The sequence below is a fragment of the Pseudomonas sp. LjRoot71 genome (genome assembly GCF_964253255.1).
Lineage (GTDB): Bacteria > Pseudomonadota > Gammaproteobacteria > Pseudomonadales > Pseudomonadaceae > Aquipseudomonas.
Genome location: NZ_CAXURA020000001.1, coordinates 2,236,205 through 2,257,801 on the forward strand (window position 1 = coordinate 2,236,205; position 21,597 = coordinate 2,257,801).

18 protein-coding genes are annotated in these 21,597 nt (G+C 63.5%); 13 read left to right on the forward strand and 5 right to left on the reverse strand.

Going from position 1 to position 21,597, the window contains the following annotated elements; all coding sequences use genetic code 11:
- The first annotated feature begins 92 nt into the window (after positions 1-92).
- The 3 genes from ACSQ17_RS10615 to ACSQ17_RS10625 all read left to right on the forward strand — a co-directional run bounded on the left by ACSQ17_RS10615 (position 93) and on the right by ACSQ17_RS10625 (position 1,761).
- Positions 93-467, forward strand: a complete 375-nt coding sequence (locus ACSQ17_RS10615) for a hypothetical protein (RefSeq protein ID WP_436068571.1) — start codon at positions 93-95, stop codon at positions 465-467.
- Complete coding sequence (locus ACSQ17_RS10620) at positions 468-1,253, forward strand: hypothetical protein (RefSeq protein ID WP_436068572.1); 786 nt, start codon at positions 468-470, stop codon at positions 1,251-1,253. It abuts the gene before it with no gap.
- A gap of 103 nt (positions 1,254-1,356) precedes the next feature.
- Positions 1,357-1,761: a hypothetical protein gene (locus ACSQ17_RS10625; protein WP_436068573.1), complete on the forward strand. Its 405-nt coding sequence runs from the start codon at positions 1,357-1,359 to the stop codon at positions 1,759-1,761.
- A gap of 37 nt (positions 1,762-1,798) precedes the next feature.
- Here the strand turns inward: ACSQ17_RS10625 and ACSQ17_RS10630 are convergent, their stop codons facing one another.
- Positions 1,799-4,690 (reverse strand): EAL domain-containing protein, encoded by a 2,892-nt coding sequence (locus tag ACSQ17_RS10630; protein ID WP_436068574.1) that lies wholly within the window; start codon positions 4,688-4,690, stop codon positions 1,799-1,801.
- Positions 4,691-4,774: 84 nt separating this feature from the next.
- Positions 4,775-5,209, reverse strand: coding sequence for a BLUF domain-containing protein (locus tag ACSQ17_RS10635; protein ID WP_436068575.1), 435 nt, complete (start codon positions 5,207-5,209; stop codon positions 4,775-4,777).
- Positions 5,210-5,412: 203 nt separating this feature from the next.
- On the opposite strand from ACSQ17_RS10635, the gene arsS reads away from it, so the two are divergent.
- The 7 genes from arsS (at position 5,413) to ACSQ17_RS10670 (ending at position 14,787) form a co-directional block, all read left to right on the forward strand.
- The gene (gene arsS / locus ACSQ17_RS10640; RefSeq protein WP_436070459.1) at positions 5,413-6,378 is read left to right on the forward strand and encodes an arsenosugar biosynthesis radical SAM (seleno)protein ArsS; all 966 of its coding nucleotides are present in this window, start codon (positions 5,413-5,415) and stop codon (positions 6,376-6,378) included.
- A 99-nt stretch (positions 6,379-6,477) separates the two neighbouring features.
- The gene (locus ACSQ17_RS10645; RefSeq protein ID WP_436068576.1) at positions 6,478-7,857 is read left to right on the forward strand and encodes a sodium:solute symporter family transporter; all 1,380 of its coding nucleotides are present in this window, start codon (positions 6,478-6,480) and stop codon (positions 7,855-7,857) included.
- A 97-nt stretch (positions 7,858-7,954) separates the two neighbouring features.
- Positions 7,955-8,923 carry a hypothetical protein gene (locus ACSQ17_RS10650; RefSeq protein WP_436068577.1) on the forward strand — a complete coding sequence of 323 codons (969 nt, stop codon included), beginning with the start codon at positions 7,955-7,957 and terminating at the stop codon, positions 8,921-8,923.
- Positions 8,916-11,057, forward strand: coding sequence for an FAD-dependent oxidoreductase (locus ACSQ17_RS10655; RefSeq protein WP_436068578.1), 2,142 nt, complete (start codon positions 8,916-8,918; stop codon positions 11,055-11,057). Before ACSQ17_RS10650 ends, ACSQ17_RS10655 begins: the two co-directional genes overlap by 8 nt.
- On the forward strand, positions 11,057-11,788 hold the full coding sequence (locus ACSQ17_RS10660) for a DUF3047 domain-containing protein (protein WP_436068579.1): 732 nt from the start codon (positions 11,057-11,059) through the stop codon (positions 11,786-11,788). Before ACSQ17_RS10655 ends, ACSQ17_RS10660 begins: the two co-directional genes overlap by 1 nt.
- Before the next feature lie 38 nt (positions 11,789-11,826).
- Positions 11,827-12,900 carry an FAD-dependent oxidoreductase gene (locus ACSQ17_RS10665; RefSeq protein WP_436068580.1) on the forward strand — a complete coding sequence of 358 codons (1,074 nt, stop codon included), beginning with the start codon at positions 11,827-11,829 and terminating at the stop codon, positions 12,898-12,900.
- 381 nt (positions 12,901-13,281) lie between these two features.
- Positions 13,282-14,787, forward strand: coding sequence for a methyl-accepting chemotaxis protein (locus ACSQ17_RS10670; RefSeq protein ID WP_436070460.1), 1,506 nt, complete (start codon positions 13,282-13,284; stop codon positions 14,785-14,787).
- Here ACSQ17_RS10670 and ACSQ17_RS10675 read toward each other — a convergent pair.
- Entirely contained in the window at positions 14,769-16,007 is a 1,239-nt protein-coding gene (locus tag ACSQ17_RS10675) for an NADH:flavin oxidoreductase/NADH oxidase family protein (RefSeq protein WP_436068581.1), read from the reverse strand. The genes ACSQ17_RS10670 and ACSQ17_RS10675 overlap by 19 nt on opposite strands.
- 78 nt (positions 16,008-16,085) lie before the next feature.
- Here ACSQ17_RS10675 and ACSQ17_RS10680 point away from each other — a divergent pair, with 78 nt between their 5' ends.
- Both ACSQ17_RS10680 and ACSQ17_RS10685 read left to right on the forward strand, forming a co-directional pair.
- Positions 16,086-16,490: a MerR family transcriptional regulator gene (locus ACSQ17_RS10680; protein ID WP_436068582.1), complete on the forward strand. Its 405-nt coding sequence runs from the start codon at positions 16,086-16,088 to the stop codon at positions 16,488-16,490.
- Positions 16,491-16,764: 274 nt separating this feature from the next.
- The gene (locus ACSQ17_RS10685) at positions 16,765-18,078 is read left to right on the forward strand and encodes an NAD(P)/FAD-dependent oxidoreductase (protein WP_436068583.1); all 1,314 of its coding nucleotides are present in this window, start codon (positions 16,765-16,767) and stop codon (positions 18,076-18,078) included.
- Here ACSQ17_RS10685 and ACSQ17_RS10690 read toward each other — a convergent pair.
- Complete coding sequence (locus ACSQ17_RS10690; RefSeq protein WP_436068584.1) at positions 18,075-20,060, reverse strand: alkaline phosphatase D family protein; 1,986 nt, start codon at positions 20,058-20,060, stop codon at positions 18,075-18,077. The genes ACSQ17_RS10685 and ACSQ17_RS10690 overlap by 4 nt on opposite strands.
- Before the next feature lie 77 nt (positions 20,061-20,137).
- Positions 20,138-20,821, reverse strand: a complete 684-nt coding sequence (locus tag ACSQ17_RS10695) for a Crp/Fnr family transcriptional regulator (RefSeq protein ID WP_170050273.1) — start codon at positions 20,819-20,821, stop codon at positions 20,138-20,140.
- Positions 20,822-20,913: 92 nt separating this feature from the next.
- Here ACSQ17_RS10695 and ACSQ17_RS10700 point away from each other — a divergent pair, with 92 nt between their 5' ends.
- Positions 20,914-21,438 (forward strand): DUF962 domain-containing protein, encoded by a 525-nt coding sequence (locus ACSQ17_RS10700; protein WP_233685719.1) that lies wholly within the window; start codon positions 20,914-20,916, stop codon positions 21,436-21,438.
- Positions 21,439-21,597 lie beyond the last annotated feature (159 nt).

Genomic DNA, 21,597 nt, shown 5'->3' on the forward strand with positions numbered 1-21,597 from the left:
ACGCCGCCTAGCTTGCCCTGACTGACAACTTTCACCGCCCGGACCTGCTGGTCCGCCCCTCTGTTGCACCCACAAAAAACCTGGAGCTTGCCATGTACCTTCGCTCAATCACCGCCCTGACCGCTGCACTGCTGCTATCCGGCTGCGCCGCCACCATCAACCAGAGTGGTCTGGAACAACGCACCTCCCAGGCCATCGGCCACCCCGTCGGGCAATTCAGCATCACCGAGCGCACCGAGGAAACCGGTGGACGCATCAACTACAACGTCAACACCCGAGACGGCGGCACCTACCGCTGCTACATGTACTCGGCCACCGGCTTCCAGAAGGCCATGAGCTTTGGCATGACGCCACATTCGGACGCTATCTGCACACCAATGGCCGGCACGCCAGCCGCTAACGGACAACGCAGCAGTAATTCAGGCAGCACCTGCAATGCCCTGCTGCAAGCCGCCGGACGCTGCTGATTGCGCGAGAGTTCCCGGCCAGCCTCGGCCGGGAATGGCGCGGTCGCCCATAGACAGGTTGATGCCATGAAACAAAGGCTGCCATTGCAAGCGCACGCCATCCTGTTCGCACTCGCCCTGCCGCTCACGACGGTGGCCTGCCCGATTGGTATGCAGTACGACGGCAACGGTTGCAGCCCGCCGTATCAATACAGCATGGACGACTGGATTCGCGAGAAGAACGAATACCTGGATTCACTGGGGCCTAAGAACCGCGCGCCGGTGATTCCCATGAGCCGCGAAGAAGTGGCCGAGATGCACAGACTCCAGGCCGAAAAAGATCAGCGCGATGCGGCCATGGCGCAGGAACTCGCTCGAGGCGTCTGGTACTCCACGTCCAGCGATACACCGGAGGGCACGCTTTGCGTGGCGACTTTTGCCAAACTCAGCCAAGCGGACAATGGCAAGAGCGGAGGAGTTGTCAGCATTCTCGGCTTTCAACAGCCCAAGCCAGATGCCTGGCTGATCTTTTACGGCACCGGCCTGCCGACACCGAAAAACGTCAAGAAAATCAGGCTCACCCTGCAACAGGACGATGAACCGGCGCAGACCGTACAGGTATTCAACTACCGCCATGAAAGAACGATCGGCGCGATTGCGTTTGCCGTACCTGGCCTGAGCGCAGCGCTGGACGGCATGCGGGACCAGCAGCGCTTCACCTTATCCCTCGACGGTAAACCGGTCATGACCCTGGCGTGGACCGATGCCGCACCTGTTATTCAGCAACTTCAGCAATGCGCGAAATAGCTCAGCGCTGGGAAAAGGGTTTATCCACCCTGCTTACCCGACGCGGATCACTTGAAGCCGTTATTGCGCATGACTTCATTCATCAACAAAACAGGACATAAACATGACACGACAAAGCCTTGCTGTTGCACTGGCAACCTTCGCCCTTGCCGGCTGCGCCAGCAGCCAGAATGTCCACCTGTACACACCGGCTGAACAGGCGGGGATGACCGCAGACGGCGCTATTGCCACGATGCTGACGCCATCCGAGTTGCCGGAATACTTTAGCCAGGCGGGTAAAACGGCCAAACCCACAGGCCATGTCTCCTATTGCAACGCCGGCGCCCTGAGTGGCTCCGCCAGAAGCGACGCCCTGCAAACCGTTGCCGGGATTTGTGGTGCAGGCCAATACACCATTGTCCGCGCGGTACCGATGCTCGATGCCGTAAGCACCGCCGTGGGCACCAGCTGCACGCGCTCGGAGATGATCATTTTCAGGTGCGACGGTCAGCAACCTGCTCGCCAGTAGCATTGGTGTGGCCGGCATCGCTGCAAGGTGAATGCTGTCAGCGACGCTCGAGCACCAACTGCATCTGCACGTCGCCCTGAGCGCTGTCGCTGAGCTGGGTCAGCGGTTGTGGATGGCCGATGCAGTAGCCCTGGGCATAGTCGAGGCCCAGCTTGCGTACGCACTCAAGCGTCTGCGGGCTTTCGACAAACTCGGCCACGGTGCTCAGGCCCAGCTGGCTGGCGATCTGCTGCATCGAGCCGACCATGGCCTGGTTGATCGGGTCACTCTCGATACCGCGAATAAAACTGCCGTCGATCTTGACGATATCCAGCGGCAGATGGCGCAGGTAGGCGTAGGAGGCAAAGCCGCTGCCGAAGTCATCTAGCGCCACTTTCAGGCCCAGGCTGCGCAACTGCTTGATCCACTGCGCAGACACTCCCAGCTCGCCCAGTGCGACCATCTCGGTCACTTCGATGCACAGCTTGTGCGCTGGCAGGTTGTGCCGCAGCAGTTCGCCGTGGAGCATTTCATGGAAGTGCGCATTGAGCAGCGAACTGGCGGTGAGGTTGAAGTTGACCTGAGCCAGTTGCTGCACATGCCGTGGGTTGTCCGCCAGCCATTGCAGCAGGCGCATCACCACCCAGCGGTCGATGGCGCCGAGAAAACCATAGCGCTCCGCCGCCCCGAGGAACTGCCCGGGGCTGATCCACTCGCCACTGTGCGGGTCGTGGTAACGCAGCAACACCTCATAACGCAGGCCATCATCGTTACCCTGCAAGGCCATGACCGGCTGATAGAACAGCTCGAAATGACCAAGGTCGATGGCCTCGCGCAGGCGGGTGATCCATTGCAGCTGACGCTGATGCTCCAGCAGCACACCGTCGTCCGGATTGAACTGCTGCACGCGGTTGCGCCCCAGGTGCTTGGCCAGCTGACTGGCGCTGTCGGCCCAGTTCAGCGCGGTTTCCCAGTCGCTGACGCCGCTGCCGAGTTCCAGCAGGCCGATACTGACCTGCACACGAAACGGCCGGCCCTGCCAGCTGAAGACGAATTGCTCGACACAATGGCGCAGGGTTTCCGCATGCTCCATGGCCACGTCGGTGTTGATCTCACGCAGCAGCACGGCGAACTCATCACCGCCGATACGTGCCAGCTCGGCATGCCGGGGCAGGTGATGGCGCAGGTGGCTGGACAGCTGGCGCAGCAGTTGGTCGCCCGCCGAATGACCGCAGAGGTCGTTGACCTGCTTGAACTGATCCAGGTCCAGGCTCAGCAAGTGACTGAAACGCCGCGTACCTTCGCCCTTGAGGCTTTCACGCAGCAGGCGCTCCAGCTCGCGGCGATTGAGCAAACCGGTCAGCGAGTCATGCGCGGCCAGGTATTGCAGGCGTTCTTCCAGGGCACGGCGCTCGCTGAGGTCGACCACAATGCCTTCAATGCAGTCCTGGGTCGGACGCAGGTGCAGTGACAGGTAAACCCAGTGGCTCTGCCCATCGAGGCCCTGCATCTGGCATTCCTGGCTGATCGCCGGTTGCTCATTGTGCAGTTGCGCCACCTGCGCCGCCCATTGCTCGGCACCGAGCAGCTGCTGCATGGACAGTTCCGGAGCGGCCTGGCCGAGGCCGAGCAGGGCAGCAAAACTCGGGTTGGCTTCGATCAGCGTGCCACTGCGGGTGCACCGGAAAATCCCCTCGCCACTGCTGCTGAACAGCGCCTGGTACTGTTCCAGGTTACCCAGCGCCTGGGCCTTACTCTGCAGCAAGGCGCGGCGGATCTGCTCCAGTTGTTTGTCGAGGATGCCGCCAAACAGCAGCATGCTCAGCACCGGCAGGTAGGCGTGCATGTAATTGAAACCCGGCGGCAGTGGAATCACCCCGCTGCGCCCCAGCGGCACCAGCAACATCAGCAGCAACGCCGAGCTCCAGCACAGCAGGTAACCGATGGCATAAGGCCGGCGCTGCCACACGCCGAGGATCAGCAGCAGCAGCTGGAACGCCCCGGTGAGCAGGATCAGCACGTTCAGCGTCTGATAGGAGCGGTAGTGGCCGTAGCTGACGATGGTCCAGCCACACACCAGCAGGGTCGCGACAAACAGCGCATTGCGCAGGTAACGCACGCGGCCCAGGCGCAGCTGCAAAGCACTGGCCAGAAACAGACTGCTGAAAATCAGCATGCCGGGGTTGGCCAGGTTGGCCAGTTGGGCCGACAGCCAGTTCCACTGCAGGCCCAGCAGGCTGGTGATGCCGTGCAGGCTGGCGTTGTACAGCGCCACGCTGGCCACGGTCAGGCAGAACCACACCAGCTGCGACTCACGCAGGGTGCTGAACTTGACCAGGAAGAACAGCGTCAGGCTGAGCAGCGCACCCAACAGCAGTCCGCTGCGCATCCAGTGTTCGGCCAGTAGCAGCGGGCTCTGCTCGGCACCCACCAGCTGCATCGGCACGCTGATCGCCGAGCCACTCTGCACCCGCAGTAATAACGTGTGCGGGCCCTGGCCCAGGCGCGGCAGGCTGAGCATGAAATGCGGCGTCGGTTCGCCGCGTTGCAGGAAGGGTCGGTGATCGCCGCTGTAGAAGGGCGCTATGAGGTTTTCCCGGTCATACAGCCAGACCTCGATGTCGTCGAGAAAAGGCCGGTCGATAATCAGATCCAGGCGTTCGGCTACCGGCGCATCGAGGCGGAAGGCCACCCACCAGGCGCTGGCCGAATAGCCTATGCGCGGCACCCCACGCACCAGTTGGCCCTGCTGCTCGATCAGCTGCTGCACTTCGCCGGCCGTCAGGTTGCCGCTGGGGTCTTCCAGTACCAGGCTGGCAGGCACTTCGACCGGCTGGACCAGTTGCTCGGCCTTCAGCGTCATCATCGGCAGCGCCGCATGCACGGCGCCACTGCCCAAACCTAGGCTGAGCAGCATGAGCAAGAAGGGAAGGTTGAACCGACGAAGCATCCTGGCGCCTCAATAAACTACGAGGTGCGCCAAGGCTCAGGGTGAACACAGCTCGCCGGCTTGGCGAGTTGACGCTGAGGAATTCTAGCTGAGAACTGGCGATTTGATTGCGCTGACGGTCTCACTCAGCTCCAGCAGCAGGCCATTGATTTGCTCGGCGCTCATGCTGAAGGGATCAAAACGGTCGCTGGCCGAATATTTCAGGAACAACTCACGATTGGCCTGTTTGGCGCCGGCCCAGCCCATGCTCCAGTTGCTGTAACGCCGCGCGCCGATCTCCGCGTAGTCGAGGATGGTCAGGTCCTTGTGCCGGCTGTCATCCGCCAGGCGGTTGTACAACGCATTCACTTCGGCACGTGGACCTTCCAACGCCTGCAAAAAAATATCCGCGTTACAACAAAGGATGCCGGTGAGGCCCTTGCCAGGGTTGTTACGCTGCGAGCTGTCGAGAATCTCGCGGATCAGCTCGGCAGACACGCTGTGGCTGGCACGGCTGGCATAGGTAAGGCGCACAAGCATGGTCAGCTCCTATGAACGGATTAATAATTGGTCGATTCTGCATTATCTGTATAAGATTTGTATAACTAATTGCAGCAGATTCTTCCACCCGCTCGCGTAACAAAAACCCCTGACCACTCTCTATAGTGGCTACACCGAGGCTGATAACCCTCAGCCCGTCGCGCCCACAGACGCGCCCGTATAAGGAGTTCACCGTGCACGCCATGCTGCCCCTGCTCGACCAACTGGCGTTTCCGGCCATCCGCCGGGGCCAGTTGGAAGCGCTGCAGATCAACCTGACCTACCGCTGCAACCAGCGCTGCCTGCATTGCCATGTGAATGCCGGACCGACCCGCACCGAGGCCATGACCGACGAAAGCCTGGCCCTGCTGCATCAGGTGATCGACGCCCACCCCGTGCACACCCTTGACCTAACCGGCGGTGCGCCGGAAATGCACCCACGTTTTCGCGAGATTGTTATGCACGCCCGCCGCGAAGGCTTGCGGGTGATCGACCGCTGCAACCTGACCATCCTCAGCGAGCCGGGCTTTGAGGACCTCGCACAGTTTCTCGCCGACCAAGGTGTGGAAATCAGTGCATCCTTGCCTTGTTACTCACGCGATAACGTCGACAAGCAACGCGGCGATGGCGTGTTCGACGCCAGCATCAAAGGCCTGCAACAGCTCAATGCGCTGGGCTATGGCCAGCCGGGCAGCGGTCTGATCCTCAACCTGGTGTACAACCCGCAGGGCCCAAGCCTGCCGCCACCGCAAGCGGCGCTTGAGACCGATTACAAGCGCCATCTGGCCGAGGATTTCGGCATCGTCTTCAATCACCTGCTGACCATCACCAACCAGCCCATTGCGCGCTTTGGCAGCACGCTGGTCAGCAAGGGTCAGTTCAACGGCTATATGCAGTTGCTGCGTGACAGCTACCGCCCGGAAAACCTCGAACCCTTGATGTGCCGCAGCCTGGTCAGCGTCGACTGGCAGGGCTACCTGTACGATTGCGATTTCAACCAGATGCTCAATCTGCCGTTGCAGCTGCCTGAAGTAATAGGCCGTGATCGGCCGCACCTGCGTGACCTGCTCGGTGCGACGCTGGCCGGCAATCCCATCGTCACCCGCGATCATTGCTACGCCTGCACCGCCGGCCAGGGCTCCAGCTGCGGCGGGGCGCTAAATGACTAACCCCGTAGGGTGCGCTGTGCGCACCAACGCAGGTGATAAACCCTTGGTGCGCACGGCGCACCCTACGCAATTGCATAACCACACACTAAGGATAGGTCCATGCAACCCACCAGTCTGACCGGGCTGCTGTTCTGGGGTTTTCTGTTGGTCTACGGCGCGCTGATGCTGGCCTTGTCGCCACGCGCGGTAACCCTCGGCAGCTTCTTCAATGGCGAAGACAGCCAGGGCCGTAGCACGCCGCCCTGGCTGCTCACTGCGAGCATTTTTATCAGCTGGATCTTCGCCAAATCGGTGACCAATGCGGCCAACCTGGGGGCCAGCTACGGGCTGGTCGGCGGCTTGGCGTATGCCACCTACTGGCTGGCGATTCCACTCACCGGCTTTGTCATCTACCGCCTGCGCCGGCGCTATGCGGCTACCGGCCTGGTCAGCTTCTTGAGCAGCCATTACGGCCGTGGCGCGGCGCTGGCGTTCTCAGCGGCGATCCTGATTCGCCTGTTCAACGAGGTGTGGAGCAACACCGCCGTGGTCGGCGGCTATTACGGCGAGGCCGGCAGCACCGAGTTTATTGCCGCGGCCCTGCTGTTTACCGCTGTAACCCTGGGCTACAGCTTGCGCGGTGGGTTACGCAGCTCGATCCTTACCGACACCGCGCAGACTGCGATCTTCGTTATCGCCATGGTCTGGATGCTGACCCTGGTGCTGCCGCAGCATTCACCAACCGAACTGGCCAGCACCAGCCACTGGGCGCTGAACGCCGGGGTCGACCTGTTGCTGGTCGCCGGTCTACAGGCCTTCAGCTATGGCTTCCATGACCCGGTGCTGACCGATCGTGGCTTTATCAGCGATGAAAAAACCATGCGCCGCTCGTTTATCGTCGCCGGGGTGCTGGGCTTTATCGCCATCTTCGCGTTCAGCCTGATCGGCGTGCATGCACAGCTGGTGGGTATCGCCGCGTCTGACAACGTGCCGGCTGCACTGGCCAAGAGCCTGAGCATTGGTGCGCTGCTGCTGATGACGCTGGTGATGGTTTCGGCCGCCGGCTCGACCCTCGACTCGGCCTTTTCCAGCATGGCCAAACTGTGCGGACGCGAGCTGCCGATGCTGGCCGGCCGCGATTTCGGGCAGAAGGCCATTGGCGTGGGCATGACGGTGATGGTGGTATTCGCCATCCTCGGTAACCTGCCGATGATCGCCGGCACCGACATCCTCAAGGCCACCACCATCAGCGGCACCATGGTCATCGGCCTGGCGCCGATTTTCGTTCTGCACGGCCTGACCACGCCGACGCGGCTGGGCTTTCACCTGAGCTTCTGGACCGGCCTGGGCCTCGGCGTGGCCCTGACCCTGAACTGGATTCCGCAGAGCTGGGCCATCGGCGACGGCAAATACGCGCTGCTGCTAGGCACCAACCTTTATGGCCTCGGGTTGTGCGTGCTCGGCTACCTGCTCCCCGGCTGGCTACGGAGGACTGCCTGATGCGCCTTGGCCTCGTAGGGTGCGCTGTGCGCACCAATAATCTGCCTGCGCAATTGGTGCGCACGGCGCACCCTATTGCTGTTGGGGCTGAGGCCTGATGCGCGCCGGCCGCGACTGCCCACTGGACTATCGCCTGACGCAGGACGCCTTTCGCGGTGAGCCGCTGTTCGACTGCAACGTGCTCTATGTAGTCGGCGGCCTGTACGGCAATCGCCAGGCTCTGGCGGCCGTCCAACGGCGCGTGGCCGCCGAGCCCACGGCGCGCGTGGTATTTAACGGCGATGCCCACTGGTTCGACCGTGACCCCGAGCTGTTCCAGCAGATCGAGCAGGGCCTCAGCGTCCACCTGGCGCTGCGCGGCAATGTCGAAACCGAGCTGGGCCGCGCGGATGACAGCGGCGCCGGCTGTGGCTGCGCGTATCCGATGGAAGTGGATGACGCGGTGGTCGAGCGTTCCAATGCCCTTCAGCAGGCATTGAGCCGAACCGTACAGGGCTTGCCGGGCATGGCCGCCAACCTGGCCGCACGGCCGAGCACGGCGCTGGTCAGTGTAGCTGGCCAGCGCGTGGCGATCAGCCATGGCGACGAGCAGTCCCTGGCCGGCTGGAGCTGCTCGCGAGAATCGCTCAGCGCGCCGGCGCGTCAGCAGCAACTGGATAGCTGGTTCGTCGCGAACAACGTTCAGGTGTTGACCACCAGCCATACCTGCTCGGCGGTGGCGTTAGACCTTGAGCACGGCACGCTGATCAACAATGGCGCAGCCGGGCTGCCGAACTTTGCCGGCGGTCGCTATGGCCTGCTCAGCCGCATCGCCAGCACACCGCACCCGGCCGCGTTGTACCGCTGCCAGCGCGATGGCCTGTATATCGAAGCGCTGCCATTGAATTACGACCACTCTGCTTTTCTCGCCGACTTCGACCGCCAGTGGCCTGCCTCTAGCCCGGCGGCGCTGTCCTACCGTGCACGGGTGCTCGGCCAACTAAATGATCGCCCTGAACACGCCCTGCTGGCCGGTTTCAGCCTGTGCCAAAGCCTGTGCGCCCTGGAGGCGCTGACTGATGAATAGCCGCAAACTGGCCCTGATGGGCCTGATCCTCGCGCTGCTGGGCAGCTTCTTGGTCTTCGACATTGGCCAGTACCTCAACCTGGAGGCGCTCAAGGCCCAGCAGGCGGCGCTAAATGCTCAGGTAGCCGCGCAGCCCTGGCTGGCGGCGGGGCTGTTCTTTCTCGCCTATGTCGCAGTCACGGCGCTGTCGCTGCCCGGCGCGGCTTTGATGACCTTGCTGGCCGGCGCGCTGTTCGGTTTGCTCGAAGGCTTTGTGCTGGTGTCCTTCGCCTCAACGCTGGGCGCGACCCTGGCCATGCTCAGCAGCCGTTTTCTGCTGCGCGACTGGGTGCAGAGCCGCTTTGGCCAGCGCCTGGCTGGCATCGACAAGGGCGTGGAGCGGGAAGGGGCGTTCTACCTGTTCGCCCTGCGCCTGGTGCCGCTGTTTCCGTTCTTTCTGATCAACCTGGCCATGGGCCTGACCCGCCTGCCGGTGCGCACCTACTGGTGGGTCAGCCAGCTCGGCATGCTGCCCGGCACCCTGGTGTATGTGAATGCCGGACGTGAACTCGGCCAGCTGGACTCCCTGGCGGACATCCTCTCGCCGGGGCTGCTCGGTGCCTTTGTGCTGCTCGGGGTGTTCCCGCTGATCGCGCGCAAGCTGCTCGGCCTGATTCAGGCGCGGCGGGTGTATGCCGGTTGGCACAAACCGAAAACCTTCGACCGCAACTTGCTAGTAATCGGCGCGGGGGCTGGCGGCCTGGTCAGCGCCTATATCGCAGCGGCGGTGAAGGCCAAGGTCAGCCTGATCGAAAAACACCAGATGGGCGGCGACTGTTTGAACACCGGCTGCGTGCCGTCCAAGGCGCTGCTGCGTTCGGCCAAGTTGGCCAATGAGCTGAAAAAAGGCCCGGCGCTAGGCTTTACCGGCGTGCAGGGCACGGTGGATTTCCCGGCCGTGATGCAGCGCATCCAGCGGGTGATTGCCGATATCGAACCGCATGATTCGGTGGAGCGCTACACCGGTCTGGGCGTCGAGGTGATCCAGGGCGAGGCGAAAATCCTCTCGCCCTGGGCGGTGGAGGTGAACGGTCAGACCCTGACCAGCCGCAACCTGATCATCGCCGCCGGTGCGCGGCCGCTGGTGCCGAACATCCCCGGCCTGGAGCAGGTGCAGGCCTATACCTCGGATACGATCTGGAACCTACGCGAACAACCACGCTGGCTGCTGGTGCTCGGCGGCGGGCCGATTGGCTGCGAGCTGGCCCAGGCCTTCCAGCGCCTCGGCAGCCAGGTGATTCAGGTGGAGCTGGCCGAACGCCTGCTGCCGCGCGAGGATGCCGACGCCAGCGAGTTGGTGCTCAATAGCCTGCGTGCCGACGGCGTGGATGTGCGCCTGCAACACCGCGCCGAACGCTTCGAGCTGGTGGATGGCGAACAGCGGATGGTTGCCCGCCGTCTGGATACGGGCGAGGAAGTAACCATCGCCTTCGATTGTGTGCTGCTGGCCCTCGGCCGGGTGGCCAATGTCACGGGTTATGGCGTCGAGGAGCTGGGCCTCACCGTACGACCCAACGGCACCCTGGAAACCGACGAGTACCTGGCCACACGCTTCCCCAATATCTACGCGGTGGGCGATGTCACCGGGCCGTACCAGTTCACCCATGTCGCGGCGCACCAGGCTTGGTATGCCGCGGTCAATGCGCTCTTCTCAGGTTTCAAGCGCTTTAAAGTGGATTACCGGGTGATTCCCGCCTGCACCTTTACCGACCCCGAAGTCGCCCGCGTCGGCCTCTCCGAAGGCGAAGCCAAGGCGCAGAACATCGCCTACGAGGTGACCCGTTACGGTATCGACGACCTCGACCGAGCCATCGCCGATGAAGCCGCCCACGGCTTTGTCAAAGTGCTCACCGTGCCGGACAAGGACCAGATTCTCGGTGTAACCATCGTCGGTGAACACGCCGGGGAACTGCTCGCCGAATACGTGCTGGCGATGAAGCATGGCCTGGGTCTGAACAAGATTCTCGGCACCATTCATACCTACCCGACCATGGCCGAGGCCAACAAATACGCGGCCGGTGAATGGAAACGCGCCCATGCCCCGCAAGGCCTGCTGCGGTTAGTCGAGCGCGTCCATACCTGGCGCCGCAGCTGATGCGCGGGTTACTGCTGGCCCTGCTGGTGCTGATGCCGCTGGCCCAGGCCGAAAACCAACTGACGCCCTGGACGGCGGGTCCGCCCAGCGGCGAATGGTCCGCACACTGGCGCCTGGCGGATATTCCCAAACTCAAACCGTCTGCGCGCACGCTGGTCGAGCAGGACGGGAGGCCGGTGTTACGCATTCAGGCCGATGCCGCAGCCGGTGGCCTGCTGCATCCGCTGGACCTGCCCGGCGATCAGCCCTGGCAACTGAGCTGGCAATGGCGCACCGAGCAGACGCTGAAGCAGGCGCGCTTCGCCACCCGCGAAGGCGACGACTACGCCGCGCGGGTTTATGTGCTGCTGGATTACCCGCTGGATTCGCTGAGCTTTGTCACCCGACAAAAGCTGCGCCTGGCGCGCACCTTCTTTGACCCCAACCTGCCAGCGGCGACCCTCAGCTATGTTTGGGACAATCGCGCCGCACCCGGCACCCACGCGCGCAGCGCCTACACCGAGACAGTGGAAATGCAGGTGCTGCGTGGTCCCGAAGCACCATTGGGGCAATGGCTCAGCGAGTCCCGCGACCTGAACGCCGATGCCATCGCCGCCTTTGGCAGCGCACCGCGCAGAATTCTCGGCGTGGTGTTTGCCGCCGACAGCGACAACACCGGCGAATCCGCCGACAGCTATTTCGCTACCCCGCTGCTACAGCATCCCCTGACAGACGACAGCACAAGCCCGTAGCATAACGGCACATCGTTTTGAGCCATGGGTGCCTGCGTTTGAACCATCACTACGACCTCCTGCTGCTCGGCGCCGGCCATGCCCACCTTGGTGTGCTGCGGCGCTGGGCGTTGATCGAACGACCACCGGGGCGTATCGCATTACTCAGCGCCGGGCCGGTGGCCTGGTACTCGGGCATGCTGCCGGGGCTGCTGGCTGGGCGACACAGCGCGGCGGATTGCCAGATCGAACTGCAGGCGCTGTGCCGCGCGGCCAAGGTCGAGCTGATCATCAGCCCGGTGGAAAGCCTGTCCGCCGCCCAGCAACAGGTGCAACTGGCCAATGGCCAAACCCTGAATGCCAGCTGGCTGTCGCTGAATATCGGCGCGCAGGTTGGCGCACCGCCCCAGCAAGGCGACGCCATGCAGACGCTGGCGGTCAAACCCTTTGCCGAGTTTCTTGCCCGTTGGCAACGCTGGCAGGCCGCACCACAGCCCCTGGCGATTCTCGGCGGCGGCGCGGCGGGGGTTGAGCTGGCGCTGGCCTTGGCCGGGCAGGTGCCGCAGCTGGCGCTGTTCTGCGCCGGCCACCTGCTCGATGGTTTGTCGGCTGGCGTGCGCTTGCGCGCCCTCGGCCATCTGCGCCAACGCGGCGTGTGGGTGCGTGAGGATTGCCCGATCAGCCGTATCGAAGGCGACTGCCTGCTCAGCGGTGACGAACCGGTCTGGCGCGGTCAACGCTTGTTGCTGGCCAGTGGGGCAAAGGCCTTTGCCTGGCCTGCACACAGCGGTCTGGGCTGCGATGAGCAGGGCTTTGTCTTGATCGCGCCGACGCTGCAGAGCTACACCCACCCGACGATATTTGCCGCCGGCGACTGCGCCAGCTTGCCCGGCGCGCGCAAGAGCGGTGTCTATGCCGTGCGCCAGGGCCCGGTGCTGGCGGCCAACCTCAACGCCGCGTTGCGTGGCCTGCCGCTCAAACGCTACCACCCGCAACGACAAAGCCTGGCGCTGCTGGCCACCGGCGATGGCGGCGCGCTGCTGGACTGGCATGGGCACAGTGCCGGTGGCCAGTTCTATGGCCGCTGGAAGGATTTTCTCGACCGCGGTTTTATCCAGCGCCATCGCCTTTGACGGCGCGTTAGGGTCTACTGCACAGCATTAAGGCAGTGCGCGAAACAGGCCCTTAGGGATTAACCCACCTGCGACCAAAGTGCCATGGCCGCGAACCGCCATGGGTGCTCGAATCAACCTCCCACCAAAGGTTGGCCGCAGGGAGCGACACCCGCTATGGTCTATAGATTCGCCGACAGCGGCCGATTGCCTGAGCAGGTATATCCGGCTGCACGCACGCAGGTTCCAGCAGGCATGGCCCGCCCATACAGCAGCGGCGCGCCACTGGCAGTTTCTGGTGTTGGCTCGACCAGAATAAAAATAATGAGGTTTGTCATGCGCTCTGCGTTTATTTCCTACCCCAAGGCCTGCCTGCTGCATGCCATCGGGCTGGCCGGGTTGATGGCGGCCTATCAGCAAATACAAGTGCCCTGGTTTATCAGCATTCCGTCCTTTCTGCTGCTGGCCCTGTGGCCCTGGCTGGGCCCCTGGCAGCGCCAGCATGAAGAACTGCCGGCGCAGAGCGACGCCGCCAACGACGCCTTCAGCAACCTCAGCCAGAGCCTGTCCCAACAGACCTGCCACAACGCCCTGGCCGCAGCCGAAGTGGCCCACGCCGCGCAGCAACTGGCCGGCAAACTGCACTCGCAGCTAAGTGCCACCGAGCAGATCAACCAGGCCGCCGAGGCCATCACCCACACCGAACAGGACAACGCCCAGCGCGCCGAACAGACCCTGCAGGCCGCGCAGACCGTGCGGCAGAACAGCAGCAGCGGGCAGCAGGAACTGCGTCAGGCGATCGATGCCATGCAGCACCTGAGCGCGCAGACCGCCACCAGCCGCGAGCTGATCGACGGCCTCAGCAGCCGCACCGAACAGATCGAGAAAGTCACCCAGGTGATCCAGTCGATTGCCAGCCAGACCAACCTGCTGGCGCTCAATGCGGCTATCGAAGCGGCCCGCGCCGGTGACCTGGGGCGCGGTTTTGCGGTGGTCGCCGATGAGGTGCGCAACCTCGCCGGGCGCACCAGCAGCGCCACCGAGGAAGTCGGGCAGATCGTCAGCGATATCCGCCAGCAGAGCGCGGCGGTGGTCAGCCATATGCAACAGCAGGCCGAGCAACTGACCCAGGCCGCGCAGCAGGTCGAGCACACCGGCGAGCAGTTGCAGGGCATTGCCGCACTGGCGGTGGACGTGGAGAACCAGGTCAGCCAGATCGACAGCGGCACCCGCCATAACCACGAGCGCCTGGCCGAGCTGTCGGTGGCGGTCAGCCAGTTGCGCGGCGATGTCGGCGACAGTGAAGGGCAGACCCGTCAGCTCAGCAGCGCGGCCGAGCGTTTGGTCGCTCAGGCCGAAAGCGTCAGCGAACAGCTCGCCGAAGTGGGCCTGGATGACTATCACCAGCGCATCTATGACCTCGCCCGCAACGCCGCCGCGCAGATTGCCGCGCAATTCGAAGCGGACCTGCACAGCGGCCGGATCAGCACCAGCGACCTGTTCGACCGCCACTACCAGCCGATTTCCGGCAGTTTCCCGGCCAAGTACAAGACCCGCTTCGACAGCTATGCCGATCAGGTGCTGCCGGCCATTCAGGAGCCGCTGCTGAGCCAGCACGAAGGCCTGGTATTCGCCATCGCCTGCACCGCCGAAGGCTATGTGCCGACCCACAACGCTGCGTTCAACCACCCGCCCTGCGGTGACCGCGCCATCGACAGCGTGAAGAGCCGCAGCAAGCGCCTGTTCAACGACCGCACCGGCATCCGCTGCGGTAGCCACCAGAAGCCGCTGCTGCTACAGACCTACATGCGTGACACCGGCGAGCTGATGCACGACCTGTCGGTGCCAATCACCGTGCAGGGCCGCCACTGGGGCGGCCTGCGCCTGGGCTACAAACCCGAACCCTGAGCCGCCATTAGACGTTTGTACTGACGGGTGCGGCGGGCGCTTTTCAGCTGCTCCAGCAGCAGCGCGCGCAAAGGCGATACCTGTGGGTTGGGGCGGCGACCCCGGCTGAGCTGGCGCATCTGGAATTTCACCACCGCCATATAGGCCAGGGAGGCAAACGCCTTGTTCTTCCAACGGATCGCTGGCAGCTCGGCGCTGCTCGGCTGCCCGGCCTGCCACTGCTTGGGCAAGGCCGGTTCAATCGCCAGGGCCGTGGCAATCCCGGCCATGGCCACACCGCTGGCCAGTACCTGCTCGACCACCGGTAAACGGCGAATGCCGCCAGTGACCATGACTGGCATCGTCGCCACAGCGGCGATCTCACCAGCAAATTCCAGGAAGTAGGCTTCACGCGCCAAGGTGCGACCGTCGCGGGCATCGCCCTGCATGGCGGGTGCTTCATAGCTGCCACCGGACAGTTCGACCAGATCCACCGCCTGCCCATTGAGCAGCTGCACCACGCGCTTGGCATCGGCCGCATCGAAACCGCCACGCTGGAAGTCAGCCGAGTTGAGTTTGACCGCCACGCAGAAGCTCGGCGCGACCACAGCACGCACCGCCTTGACCACCTCGAGCAGCAGCCGTGCGCGGTTTTCCAGCGTGCCGCCCCAGCGGTCGGTGCGCTTGTTGCTGATCGGCGAGAGAAACTGGCTAAGCAGATAACCGTGCGCGGCGTGGATCTGCACCCCGGTAAAACCGGCCTGTTCGGCCAGCTGCGCGGTGCGCGCGAAACGCTGAACAAGGTCCTGGATGTCGGCTTCCTCCAGCGCTCTGGGCACGGGGAACATCTTCGACAGGCCACCCAACTCCAGCGCCACAGCCGACGGGGCGACCGTTTGCTGACCAAGGTTGGCCTGCATCTGCCGGCCAGGGTGATTGATCTGCATCCACAACTGCGCACCGCGAGCACGACCAATCCGCGCCCACTCGCGAAACTTGTCCAATTGGCGTTCATCTTCCAGCACCACGCCGCCGGGACCGGTCATGGCGCGACGGTCGACCATCACGTTGCCGGTCAACAGCAAACCGGCACCGCCTTCGGCCCAGGCCTGGTACAGGCGCAGCAATTCGGCGGACGGACCCTGGCTGGCGTCGGCCAGGTTTTCCTCCATCGACGCTTTGGCGATGCGGTTGAACAGGGTGGTGCCGTTGGGCAGTTGCAGCGGTTGGAAGGCAGTCATGACTTGCTCCGGGGGTGGCAGATGGAGCAAGACTAAGGTTAAAGTCAACTTTAAGGTCAATAGCCCGGAGCACAGATGATGAAAATCGGTGAACTGGCCAGCCGTACGGGGCTGGCGGCGTCGCGCATCCGTTTTTATGAGGCCAGCGGGCTGATCAGCGCCCAGCGCCAGGCCAATGGCTACCGCCACTACCCGGAACAAGCGGTGCAGACCTTGGGCATTATCAGCTGTGCGCAGCAGGCCGGCTTCAGCCTCGACGAAATCCGCCGCCTGCTGCCGCAAGGCGACTCACAGGGCCTGCCGCACACTGAATTGCTGGCAAGCCTGAAGCGCAAGGTCGGCGAGATCGAGGCCATGCAGCAACGCCTGGCGCAGAACAAGGCGCAGCTGCTGACCATCATCGCCAGCATCGAAAGCAAGCCCGAGGGCATGCCCTGCACCGAAAACGCCGAGCGGGTGATGGCACAGTTGCGCGGTGCATAAGTCACCCGCGTAATGTTTAGCCCAGTGTTAACCAAGCATGTAAAAAACAGCATTTAACCAACGCATGGCCCCGTGTGAATCTGGCGGTCATGCACCTTTCTCTTGTGTTCTCTCTCGCCCTTTTGCACGCAGCCGCTCCGCGTGACCGGGTCACGCTGCCACAAACCCTGGCGTTCTGGGCGTTGTGGCATTGCCGCCACGCGCGCCCGCCGGATGACTGGACCGCTCAGCCCTGACCCTCTGTCCATTCCCGTCATCTACCAGGAAGCTGCTTATGAATGCCGCCCTCAAACCCGTAACGCCCGCCGCCGTACGTTGCCCGTCCTACTACAGCGCCACCCTTAATGAAGAAACCGATTACCCGACCCTGCAAGGCGAGGTCAGCGTCGATGTGGTGATCATCGGCGGCGGTTTTACCGGCGTGGCGTCTGCCGTGGAGCTGGCCGAGCGCGGCCTCAAGGTGGCCATAGTCGAAGCCAACAAGATTGGCTGGGGCGCCACCGGGCGCAATGGCGGGCAGGTCACTGGCAGCCTGTCGGGCGATGCGGCAATGACCAAGCAGATGCGCAACACCCTCGGCGAGGAAGTCGAAGACTTTATCTGGCACCTGCGCTGGCGCGGACACGAGATCATCAAGAATCGCGTAGAGAAGTACGGCATTCAGTGCGACCTCAAGCACGGTCACCTGCACGCGGCGATGAAGCCCACACACATGCAGGAGCTGGAAGCCACCTACGCCGAAGCACAGCGTCGCGGCATGGGCGCTGACGTGACCCTGCTCGACCGCGCCGGCGTGCGCAGCCACCTGGCCAGCGACCTGTACAGCGGCGCACTGAAGAACACCCGCAACATGCACCTGCACCCGCTGAACCTGTGCATCGGTGAAGCCAAGGCCGCCGCCAGCCTCGGCGCGCTGATATTCGAGCACTCCAAAGTGCTGGAGATTGTGCATGGCGCCAAGCCGGCAGTGGTCACCGCCCAAGGCCGGATCAACGCCAAGCAGGTGCTGCTGGCCGGCGACGTGTACCACAAGCTGGAGCCGAAAAAGCTCAAGGGCATGATCTTCCCGGCCATGGGCGGCATCGTCACCACCGCGCCGCTGGGTGAGCTGGCCAAGCAGATCAACCCGCAGGACCTGGCCGTGTATGACTGCCGCTTCGTCCTCGATTACTACCGCCTGACCGCCGATGGCCGCCTGCTGTTCGGCGGTGGCTGCAACTACTCCGGGCGCGACTCGCGGGATATCGCCGGCGAGCTACGCCCCGGTATCGAACAGACCTTCCCGCAGCTCAAGGGCGTCGATATCGACTTCCAGTGGAGCTGCGCCATGGGCATCGTGATCAACCGCATCCCGCAACTGGGCAAGCTCTCGGACAACGTCTGGTACTGCCAGGGCTACTCCGGTCACGGCATCGCCACCACCCACATCATGGGCGAGATCATGGCCAACGCCCTAACCGGCACCATGGGCCACTACGACACCTTCGCCGCCTGCAAGCACATCAAGGTGCCGCTGGGCGACGTGTTCGGCAACCCGATGCTGGCTGCCGGCATGTGGTACTACCAGATGCTGGAAAAGCTGCGCTAAGACGCAGCTTCTGAGCGGTTGCGCGCCGTCTGGGTGGCCAGCGCCTCGTCACGATCATCGACAAACGCCACTGCGGGCGAGCCATCGGCATTCAGCTGGTAGATCGCGCTCGGCTGGCCTTGCTCGTTGAAGAAAACCTGACCGAGCCCCGCGCCATTCCACAGGCGTTCGCCGGCCTTGCTGCGCGAGGGGATGCGCGGTTTGACCTGCATGCGCCGGCGCGTGGTCAGCCAGTTGAGCGGTGACCAGGGCGCGTAGAGCCAGCGGTTGAGGCGGTCGAACCAGTCGAGCAGGCGCGGCGGGAATTCGTTTTTCAGGCCGCTGCTGGTGATCTGCCAAAGCTTCGGCCCGCGCTTGCGCTGGCGAATCAACACCTCGTAGACAAACGAGTAATGCACATCGCCGGAGAGAATCACGTAGTTACCCGGCGTGCGCGAGTGGCGGAAGATGTTCAGCATCACCTGCGCGGCGCCCCGGTGGGCCATCCAGTTTTCCGCGTCGACCATCAGCGGATGGCCGGCCCAGCTGAAGACCTTCTGGATGGTCTCGATCAGCTTGACGCCGAACATCGGCGCCGGCGAAACGATGATCGCCGACGGCTGATCCAGCAGCGCCTGCTGAAACTCGCACAGCGCTTCCCAATCCAGCAGACCGGACGGCCGCTTGAGGTTGCGCTCGCTGCGCCAGCGTCGGGTGCGGGTGTCGAGCACCACCAGCGCCGGGCTGCTCGGCAGGACGAATTGCCACTGATGAAAGCTCAGCAGGCTGTCGATCAGCGCATCCTGCGGCTGGCTGTCCATATGGTTGGCAGCATCGCGGCCCTCGGTCATCGCGCGGATCATCTGCAGCGGCTCAGCAAACACATCCGGGTTATTGCCCCAGCCCTGGCACAGCAGGTAGGCGATCAACGCATTGCCGATGATGCGTTTGGAAAACGGGTGGCCGTAGGCGGTCTCTTCCCACTGAGCGGAGAGGTTCCAGTCATCGGTGATGTCGTGATCATCGAAGATCATCAGCGTCGGCAAATGGGCGAGGGCGCGGGCGACCTGGCCCAGCCCACCGCGAAAGACTTCGATGCGCTCACGCTCGGCCTGATAACGCGGCACTTCCTCGGCGCTCAGCGCCGGCATCTCGGCATCCAGCAAGGTCCATGGCGTCGGCGACCAGACCAGCAGGTACATGGCCAACACTTCGGCACAGGTCACCAGGTGGTTATCGGCGCTGTTGGTGGTGAACACCGGTTTTTCCACACCACCGAAAAACCGCTCGCGCAGGGTTTCGTTGCTCTTCAGCGCTGGCAGCAGCTCGGCGCGCTGGTAGTAGCTGGCGGGATGCTGGTACAGCGCCGTGCTGTCAGCGACCACCGCACCTTCAAGGTGCTCGCCAAACAAACCCAGGCGTTCGATCACCTGATGAATCGCCCGCAGCAGCGGCCCGCTGACATCATCGGCGTAGATCTGATCGCCACTCATCAGCAGCAAGGCCGGGCGCTGCTCGGCGGCAGGCGCTTCGGCCAGCAGACGATCTGCGCAGAGTAGGCCATCGGCCGCCGGATGATGCGGCTTGCGGCAAGAGCCGTGCAGCAGATGATCCAGCCGCGCGCGCAGGACGAAATTGGCCTGGGTCGCGCCGTCGTACAGCAAGTGCGGCGCCCAGTCGGCGATGCCCATTTCAGACTGATCCGGCTGTTCAATCAGCAGGTCGTAGTCGATCTGCACATCGCAGGGCAGCGGCGCGTCAAGTTTCAGATCAATCAGGTGGATAAACGCCTGCTCGCCCATCTGGATAACCTGGCAGCTGTCGCCAGCCAGCGGCAGCCGTTGTGGCTCGGGCATGTCGCCATGGCTCAACTGCAGGGTCAGCGATAAGGGGCGGCTGCCAACCAGCCAGAGCACCAGGCACTGCGCTTCCATGCGGCGCAGCAGCGGGCCGGCCAGCACCAGGGGCAGGTCAGCGTGGGCAACAGCGGTGGCGGTCGGCATCAGGGCGGCGGGCTCTACGCAAATAGGGTCGGTTATAGAGCGCCATTGTGCGGCAGAGGTTCAGTCTTTGCAGCCGCCTACTGCGCCGCCTGACGCAGGCGCGGCAGATCAAGGAGTTCGATCTCGCCATAGGTCAGCCGCAGGATGCCCTGAGCCTCCAGCTCCTTGAGGATCTGGTTGGTGGTCTGCCGGGAGATCGCCAGCATCAGCGCCAGCTGCTCCTGCGGCAGGTGCAGCACCCGGCGCGGCTCGCCCTCGCCATAGTTTTCCGCGATCAGCAGCAACCGCCGGGCCAGCCGTGGGGCAGCGGGCAGCAGGCTCATTTCTTCCAGGGCGATAAACGCCAGGCGCAGTTTGTGGCTCATCAACAGGGCGAAATCACGCCAGTACTGCGGTTGCTGTTCGAGCAGCGCCAGCAGCCGCGCCTGCGGCACCAGCAGCAAAGTCGCAGGGCCTTCGGCAAAGGCATCGTGGGTGCGTGGTTGGCCATCGAACAGGGAGATTTCGCCAAACCAGTAGGGCGGCTCGACCAGGGTCAGCAGCGCTTCCTTGCCGGTGGCACTGACCGCACCAATGCGCATGCCACCCTCGACCACTGCATACAGGCCACAGGGTTTGTCGCCTCGACGAAACAGCACCTGACCGGGCGCCAGTTGCTGCACCTGGGCGGCGGCCAGCAGCGCCTCCTGTAATGCAGCGGGCAGGGCGCTGAACCAGTGTCCCTGACGCAGACGTGCCTGATAGTGGTGGCCGCTGTTCATCGACAGCTCCAGGCGGTTTGTCGGCTAGCTGACAGAGCGCTGCGTGGGCGTGGGTTCATGCTGGCCACCTGTCTTGCATGAGGAAAATAATAATGAAAACCCTGGTTGATCATCTGGCTCAATACGCGGCCTATCACCGCGACCAACGCAATATTCTCAGCCACTTTATCGGTATTCCACTGATCGTTGTGGCGGTGGCGGTGCTGCTGTCACGCCCGGGCTTCGAGCTGCTCGGCCTGTGGCTGTCCCCCGCACTGCTGGTGGCCGTGGCGGCGGGCGTGTTCTACCTGCGCCTGGACCTACGTTTCGGCCTGCTGATGGCGCTGCTGCTGGTGCTCAGCCTGTGGGCTGCGGCGGGCCTGGCCGTGCAATCGACGGCGGTGTGGCTGAGCGGCGGCATCGGCCTGTTTGTGATCGGCTGGATTATTCAGTTTGTCGGCCATTACTACGAAGGACGCAAGCCGGCGTTTGTCGATGACGTGATGGGCCTAGTCATCGGCCCGCTGTTCGTCGCTGCCGAAGCGGCCTTCCTGCTGGGCCTGCGCAAAGAGGTAGAGCAGGCCATCGTCGAACGCGCCGGCCCGACCTGTATTCGTGAGAAAAAAGCCACTGCTTGAAACTACTAGGCCGCCATCAGCGGCCTCCTAGAACCGATCCGGGTCTCGCGAGCTAGAGCGAGACAAGGCGCTACGTTAGTAACAGCCTTCGGCAGGTCAAAATGGCCGAGGGCGCGGAGTTTACGACTCCAAATGAGCAGCCCGAGGCCATTTTTAACG

Excerpts from the sequence above, each read along its gene's own strand:
- ACSQ17_RS10675 (WP_436068581.1), bottom strand. The coding sequence starts at position 16,007 with ATGACTGCCTTCCAACCGCTGCAACTGCCCAACGGCACCACCCTGTTC.
- ACSQ17_RS10635 (WP_436068575.1), bottom strand. The coding sequence starts at position 5,209 with ATGCTTGTGCGCCTTACCTATGCCAGCCGTGCCAGCCACAGCGTGTCT.
- ACSQ17_RS10660 (WP_436068579.1), top strand. The coding sequence starts at position 11,057 with ATGCGCGGGTTACTGCTGGCCCTGCTGGTGCTGATGCCGCTGGCCCAG.
- ACSQ17_RS10645 (WP_436068576.1), top strand. The coding sequence starts at position 6,478 with ATGCAACCCACCAGTCTGACCGGGCTGCTGTTCTGGGGTTTTCTGTTG.
- ACSQ17_RS10670 (WP_436070460.1), top strand. The coding sequence starts at position 13,282 with ATGGCGGCCTATCAGCAAATACAAGTGCCCTGGTTTATCAGCATTCCG.
- ACSQ17_RS10625 (WP_436068573.1), top strand. The coding sequence starts at position 1,357 with ATGACACGACAAAGCCTTGCTGTTGCACTGGCAACCTTCGCCCTTGCC.
- ACSQ17_RS10655 (WP_436068578.1), top strand. The coding sequence starts at position 8,916 with ATGAATAGCCGCAAACTGGCCCTGATGGGCCTGATCCTCGCGCTGCTG.
- ACSQ17_RS10650 (WP_436068577.1), top strand. The coding sequence starts at position 7,955 with ATGCGCGCCGGCCGCGACTGCCCACTGGACTATCGCCTGACGCAGGAC.
- ACSQ17_RS10690 (WP_436068584.1), bottom strand. The coding sequence starts at position 20,060 with ATGCCGACCGCCACCGCTGTTGCCCACGCTGACCTGCCCCTGGTGCTG.
- ACSQ17_RS10680 (WP_436068582.1), top strand. The coding sequence starts at position 16,086 with ATGAAAATCGGTGAACTGGCCAGCCGTACGGGGCTGGCGGCGTCGCGC.
- ACSQ17_RS10615 (WP_436068571.1), top strand. The coding sequence starts at position 93 with ATGTACCTTCGCTCAATCACCGCCCTGACCGCTGCACTGCTGCTATCC.
- ACSQ17_RS10630 (WP_436068574.1), bottom strand. The coding sequence starts at position 4,690 with ATGCTTCGTCGGTTCAACCTTCCCTTCTTGCTCATGCTGCTCAGCCTA.
- ACSQ17_RS10700 (WP_233685719.1), top strand. The coding sequence starts at position 20,914 with ATGAAAACCCTGGTTGATCATCTGGCTCAATACGCGGCCTATCACCGC.
- ACSQ17_RS10685 (WP_436068583.1), top strand. The coding sequence starts at position 16,765 with ATGAATGCCGCCCTCAAACCCGTAACGCCCGCCGCCGTACGTTGCCCG.
- arsS (WP_436070459.1), top strand. The coding sequence starts at position 5,413 with ATGCTGCCCCTGCTCGACCAACTGGCGTTTCCGGCCATCCGCCGGGGC.
- ACSQ17_RS10695 (WP_170050273.1), bottom strand. The coding sequence starts at position 20,821 with ATGAACAGCGGCCACCACTATCAGGCACGTCTGCGTCAGGGACACTGG.